At 45.2% G+C, this 5,322-nt stretch carries 12 protein-coding genes; all 12 read right to left on the bottom strand.

The genetic code is table 11. The annotated features are described in order from the left end of the window. The coding region (locus V7Z60_RS08690; protein WP_334117435.1) for a terminase large subunit domain-containing protein at positions 1-1,015 on the bottom strand (1,015 nt) is incomplete at its 3' end. Between the two features lie 14 nt (positions 1,016-1,029). Beyond that, positions 1,030-1,479 (bottom strand): phage terminase small subunit P27 family, encoded by a 450-nt coding sequence (locus V7Z60_RS08685; RefSeq protein WP_334117434.1) that lies wholly within the window; start codon positions 1,477-1,479, stop codon positions 1,030-1,032. Between the two features lie 160 nt (positions 1,480-1,639). Continuing rightward, positions 1,640-2,128, bottom strand: coding sequence for an HNH endonuclease (locus tag V7Z60_RS08680; protein ID WP_334117433.1), 489 nt, complete (start codon positions 2,126-2,128; stop codon positions 1,640-1,642). A gap of 34 nt (positions 2,129-2,162) precedes the next feature. Then, positions 2,163-2,357, bottom strand: a complete 195-nt coding sequence (locus tag V7Z60_RS08675; protein WP_334117432.1) for a hypothetical protein — start codon at positions 2,355-2,357, stop codon at positions 2,163-2,165. A gap of 57 nt (positions 2,358-2,414) precedes the next feature. After that, a complete protein-coding gene (locus tag V7Z60_RS08670; RefSeq protein WP_334117431.1) occupies positions 2,415-2,591 on the bottom strand; it encodes a hypothetical protein in 177 nt (58 codons plus the stop codon). 5 nt (positions 2,592-2,596) lie between these two features. Next, positions 2,597-2,923: a hypothetical protein gene (locus tag V7Z60_RS08665; protein WP_334117430.1), complete on the bottom strand. Its 327-nt coding sequence runs from the start codon at positions 2,921-2,923 to the stop codon at positions 2,597-2,599. Beyond that, positions 2,907-3,092: a hypothetical protein gene (locus tag V7Z60_RS08660; protein ID WP_334117429.1), complete on the bottom strand. Its 186-nt coding sequence runs from the start codon at positions 3,090-3,092 to the stop codon at positions 2,907-2,909. The genes V7Z60_RS08665 and V7Z60_RS08660 overlap by 17 nt, the downstream gene beginning before the upstream one ends. Before the next feature lie 258 nt (positions 3,093-3,350). After that, a complete protein-coding gene (locus V7Z60_RS08655; protein WP_334117428.1) occupies positions 3,351-3,488 on the bottom strand; it encodes a hypothetical protein in 138 nt (45 codons plus the stop codon). Between the two features lie 133 nt (positions 3,489-3,621). Next, entirely contained in the window at positions 3,622-4,059 is a 438-nt protein-coding gene (locus V7Z60_RS08650; RefSeq protein WP_334117427.1) for an ArpU family phage packaging/lysis transcriptional regulator, read from the bottom strand. A 76-nt stretch (positions 4,060-4,135) separates the two neighbouring features. Further along, positions 4,136-4,318, bottom strand: coding sequence for a hypothetical protein (locus V7Z60_RS08645; protein WP_334117426.1), 183 nt, complete (start codon positions 4,316-4,318; stop codon positions 4,136-4,138). Then, entirely contained in the window at positions 4,284-4,862 is a 579-nt protein-coding gene (locus V7Z60_RS08640; protein ID WP_334117425.1) for a hypothetical protein, read from the bottom strand. The genes V7Z60_RS08645 and V7Z60_RS08640 overlap by 35 nt, the downstream gene beginning before the upstream one ends. Before the next feature lie 96 nt (positions 4,863-4,958). Then, positions 4,959-5,186 (bottom strand): hypothetical protein, encoded by a 228-nt coding sequence (locus tag V7Z60_RS08635; protein ID WP_334117424.1) that lies wholly within the window; start codon positions 5,184-5,186, stop codon positions 4,959-4,961. Between the last annotated feature and the right edge of the window lie 136 nt (positions 5,187-5,322).

Genomic DNA, 5,322 nt, shown 5'->3' with positions numbered 1-5,322 from the left:
TATCCCTCAAGCCGGACAGCAGCACATCATGCTGATCCGGAAGATAAAGAAGCGGATTGGACTTGACCCATGTTTCTTCCTTGAACGTCTCGTCCAAATCATCCTGTGCCCAGATCAGCCCGAGATAACTGTCGGCTTCACGATTCCAGTCCTGTTCCATTGCCTGTTGCAACATCTTCTGATCATCATGGAACGGCACGGACGGGTCCGGATATGAAGTGGAAATCTGAATGAACTGCCTGTTCTTGACTTTGACCTGGCCTGAAACGATTTTTGAGACCTTTTCACGCGACTTTATTTCGCCAATCTCATCAACAATGCTGGTTGTGAAATGGAACGAGTCAAACTGTCCCGATTCAAACGATATTGCACGTAAGACATTATTTGTTTTCTTCTGAACAGTCTGATCTGACTGAGTGGACAGCTCGGTTTCCTCAGCCAGTGATTTGAAAGGCTCCGTTGCGGTTATCTGCCTCAGCATGGATTTGATATAGCCATACAGTTTGTTTGTCTGCTTGAAATTGATTGACGCTACCAGATAATCCTGATTGGACAGTCCGAGACTTTCAATCAAGTATGAGTAACACATCAGAATCGCCATCAAATACGTCTTGCCCTGGCCACGTGCCACGGAAACAATTGCCCGTGTGAACCGCTTGCCACCTTCCTTGTTGCGCCATCCGAACAGCATTGAGAAGATGAATTCCTGCCAGTGCATCAGCTTGGTCGGCTCTCCCGTATCAACATTAGGACAGATTGCCGCAAACTTCAGCAGTTTAGACGCATGACCTGGACTGTATTCATACGGGAAATCAGCTTGTCCCTGACGCTGAAGGTCTCTCAGGTGGCGGAATGCAGCAAGCTTAATCAGATATCCGGTTACAATCTTCCCGTCAAGAACGTCAAATGCGTACTTAGTGCCTTCATCAGTGTACTTGCGACGCTCAGCGTCAAAATTGTTTTTCCTGTATTCGCCAATGACGTCATGAGACTGTGTCATATCGATTCTGTTCATTTCACCACCCCCTATTACAGGAATTCCTTGAGTGCATCCGTTGCTGATTTAGCGTCACTCTTTGTCGCAATCGACATCAGTTCCTGTCTGGCCTTGGGCGACAGTCCCAGTTGTCCGCCGACCATTGTGAGTTGATTATTGGCGTCCTTGAGCGTCATAACTGCCGGATTCTTCTTGTAACCTGTGAAATCCTTGCCGATAATTTCGCCCATCTGGTCCTGCAGCGTCTTGTACATCGGTGTTTGAATGCCATTTTCCTTGATGTCCTCATAGGCAACTCTGTAAATCTCGTACTGTGTGCAGTATTGCTCAACCAGACTGGTATCTACTCTTTCAACACGCCCGGTTGCTTCGAGGAACGGCACAATCCTGCGCCAGCATTCCTTGGCCAGAACCCCCAGATAACTAGGCGGAGTTCTGGAAACCTTGCCGTCATTCTGCAGATAATATGGCTTAGCTGCCACAACTTTCACCTCTCTTTCTCCGGGATAGCCCCCCTTTTTAAAAATTCCAAAAAGTTTGCGTGACGTAAGAAAAGGGCACTGTGTGTAGCTCTTCTCACGGCGCATGAGGGCGGGGGGATTAACAAATAAAACAGATTGAGTGTGATTATACTCACAATGATTAAGAGCGCTTAGAAAGCCTCTCACGGCTTTTCAGCAGCTCCCGCAACAGTTTCAAATCCGTCACCTTGCCGACCTGCTTCAATTCATTCTGTGAACCAGTCCCGTAATATTCCCGTTCCCATCTGCTCTTGGTCATATGACAGTTTCTGCAGCATGCTGTAAGGTTGTCTGCATCAGTCATCATGCTCTTGTCATATTCAATCGGCACGATATGATCAACGATTCCTGCATTGAATGCTCCACAGTATCCACATACATAATGATCTCGTTCAAGTACATAGTGTCTCAATGAACGCCATTGTCTTGTATGATAGAATTTATTCTGCTCTGCCTTGACATCATCCCTCACACGCGTTGTCCGGTTGTACTCCCGGTTATGTCTTTTGGCACGCATCTGATTCCTGACGCCCCACTGTTTCCGCCTGGCCATATACCCGGCTTCATACTGACTATGCTCGCTGCAATAATGATCAGGGTATGCTACCATCGCATGACACCCAGTATAACGGCAGCGTCTGTATCTACCCATCGTCAATCACACTTTCAAGATATGCAAGCATTGTTTTGGAATCAACCTCATACCGCTGCTTTAATGATCTAAGCCCTTCTGCAACGAGTTCAAACACCTCATCGCCCGTCATTCCATCTGTGGCGCCGACAACAACTTTATTATCCTCGCGGTTGATTACCACACGTCTAAATACAGTGTCTTTCAAAATTCTCTTCCTTTCTCTGCTGCAAAAAAGGCCAGCCGTTAAGACTGACCTCTTGAATTATTCATCCAGTTTTCTTAGTTGTTCTCTCATTCTGCTGTTGTCAACAACAAGCTCGTTAATCTTGATTGTTATGTCCAACAAATCCCTGTCAACGTATAAGTTGTGATTTACATCCCTGTTATATTTGATGAGCTTGTTCAATGCTTCCAGAGCTCTTGCTTCAGTAGCTTCCAATCTAATCACCTCGTATGATTTCTTTCGCAAACCCAACCGTAATCACTTGGAATCATATGTTTCACAATTCCGTCAACTTCAAAACAATAACTACAATACGGAACGTGTTCACCTTCTACCCAGTACATTCTTCCATCATCACTGATACGGCCACGTTCTCTGAGATTCAATTTTTCATTGAGTCGGTTTTCAAGTTCAATGTTCTCAATAACAAGTTCATTGATTGCCTTGGCCATTTCGGTTGCCTTCGCAATGAGTTCAGCGTCCCTGGACTTTCTGACAAGCTCCGTAACATCTCTTACCAGTTGAGATACATCACTGTAATTCACCATCAAGCTTATCCTCTATCATCTGCTTGAGTTCAAGCAGGTCCTTTTCATCGGCATAGTTTCTGACATACGACTTTGCCATGGATCTGTACTGATACTTTCTTGACTTCTCCTTGTTCTTTTCGTTCCACTTTTTATTGGCTTTCTTCTTTGCATCTGACAATTCTGACATAACGGTCACTCCTGTTCCCGACTGCCGAACCTTCGATACTATCATCATACCACCTGAGATGTCTGCAAAGTGTATGATGTTAGTCTCGCATTTGTCCGGCAATCGTCTATTTTTCAATCACGACAACCTTGAAAATCCATAGTATCACTGCTAACGCAATTGCAATGGCAGCTGAGGAATAGTATTTCTTTTCCTGCTTATTCATGATATTATGATATGGGAAACAGGTAAGGCTGATAGCCAACCTTACCTGCCAAACTATTTATTTATAAGGGCGTCAACAATGTCTTTGACGATTTCAAGCAATACCGTAACCGGTGCGGCCCATGCGCCAATTGCAACGTACCTTGAAATCTTAACCTTGTTGGGCTCTTTTTGTTTGGCTTTCTTTCCCAAATCTCTCACCTCCTTACAATTATATAATACACCTTTCAAGGTGTATTGTCAATGATTTTCAAGCATTTTTTTGTTAAAAATATAAAAAAACAAGGCTTGTTGCCTTGCTCCTTTACAGTTTTTTATAATCATTCTATTGATATACATGCAGATCAGGGCACCCTTTCTGCATCTCAAAGCAGTCGGCGAACTCGTTAAATGCTTTGTCCCTCAGCTTATAGTACGTTGCACGTTCACAATACATGGTATCAATGACCTGCCAGTTCTCAAGGCCCTGCACATATCGTGCCTTGAGGATGTAGTATGATGTCTGAGAGCAGTGACTGAACGCATGAGATACCCCGGCAATTATATCGCGTGCCGCAATGTACCTGATCACTTTTCTTTCGCTGTTGTTCACGCTGTCATCACGCACAACTGGCATGTCACTGATACTCGGTGACACAAGGCTGGCCGGACTCGTATTTGCGATTCTGAGAATGCGTGGAAGTTTCTTGTCCAGGAACTCCTTCACATTCCTTGCGGTTGCTTTGTAGTCAATGTTGTCAATTTCAATCAGTAAATCGTCCACAACACCACTCCCTTTTTTGATATAATTAGATTGCGATATATCATAGAGAGTCGGCTTTAAGGACCGGCTTTTTTTATTAGATTCTGATTCGTGCCATCTGGTCAAGACCCCGAGAATTAATCTCTTCAAACGTCCACGTGTCATCCTTGCCATGAGGGATGCCGTTTTCAATCCTGGTCATCAACTGCCCGTTATCGCCTCTGGCATACCACATTCGCCTTGTATCAGTAACTCTCACGGCATACCTTTGCTTTTCCATGTTGCTTTCCTCTAGTGATGCGCTTATTGCGCCCAAGATTCCATTCCTTAATCCAGTACTTGACCCTCCCAACGGTCATTCCTAACTCTGCACCTATGGCAACATCGGTGGCTCCGTGATCAATCAAGGACTTCAGCTCGGCTTTTTTCTGCTCAACCAACTTGCGATAGGGCTCTGACTTTATCAGATTGTACCTTCCGTGCATAAGCCAGTATCTGTCTGACAATCCATACACTCTAACGGTCTTGCTTGCCGTTTCAGGAGTGGAGCCGATTGCCTCGCCTATCTCGGCATAAGTCATTCCCTTATCAACCATTTTCTCAAGTTCCTTGCGTGGCGGACGTGTGCGGCGCAAATCTGCACCAGGGCCAGTTGACCTGACAGGATCCTTCTTCCTGACTGTCCGGACAACTTCAACCGCCGTGACAAGTTCCGGATCATTGATTGCGTTCAAATTGTCAAATGCATTCCAACCGTACCTGTCAGCAATCATGGTCACTGCTTCTCCAAATTTCAATGTCATCACTCCCTTGCTCATTTCCATCGTCTCACCTCGCAAGCCAATTGCACATCAGATACATCAGCATTCCCCAGATAAGAAACACCAGCGACAACAGGCACCCGTATCTGTTCATGTCATTCATTGCCGTTCCTCCAGTTCGTCCAGGAACCCCTGCATTCGCTTGAGGTTCGTCTTGAGCCAGAGTCTTGTATCGGCGGTTATCTGCCCCGAATTCTCGTATTCCTTTACCGCCTGTTCAATCCAGCTTTCCAGATGGCCAAGGCAGCTTGCCTCACGTGCAACCGGATTGTCAAATCCGTATTTTGTCTTGTGATTTCTGCAGTAATCCTTCAATGTCTTTTTCAAAATTACATCTCCTTTGTAATTTTCCGCCTTGAAACAGGCTCAAATTTCAATTTTTTGCATTTTTTTAAAACTCAACGTGAATTTTACTCTCACCTTATCAATTGCCCGTACTTCATCCCTCCAAGGGACGCGCGCC

The organism is Ligilactobacillus sp., assembly GCF_036846325.1.
In the GTDB taxonomy this organism is placed as follows: domain Bacteria; phylum Bacillota; class Bacilli; order Lactobacillales; family Lactobacillaceae; genus Ligilactobacillus.
Note: the sequence above shows the minus strand (reverse complement) of the source record. Positions and strands in the feature narration are given on the sequence as shown.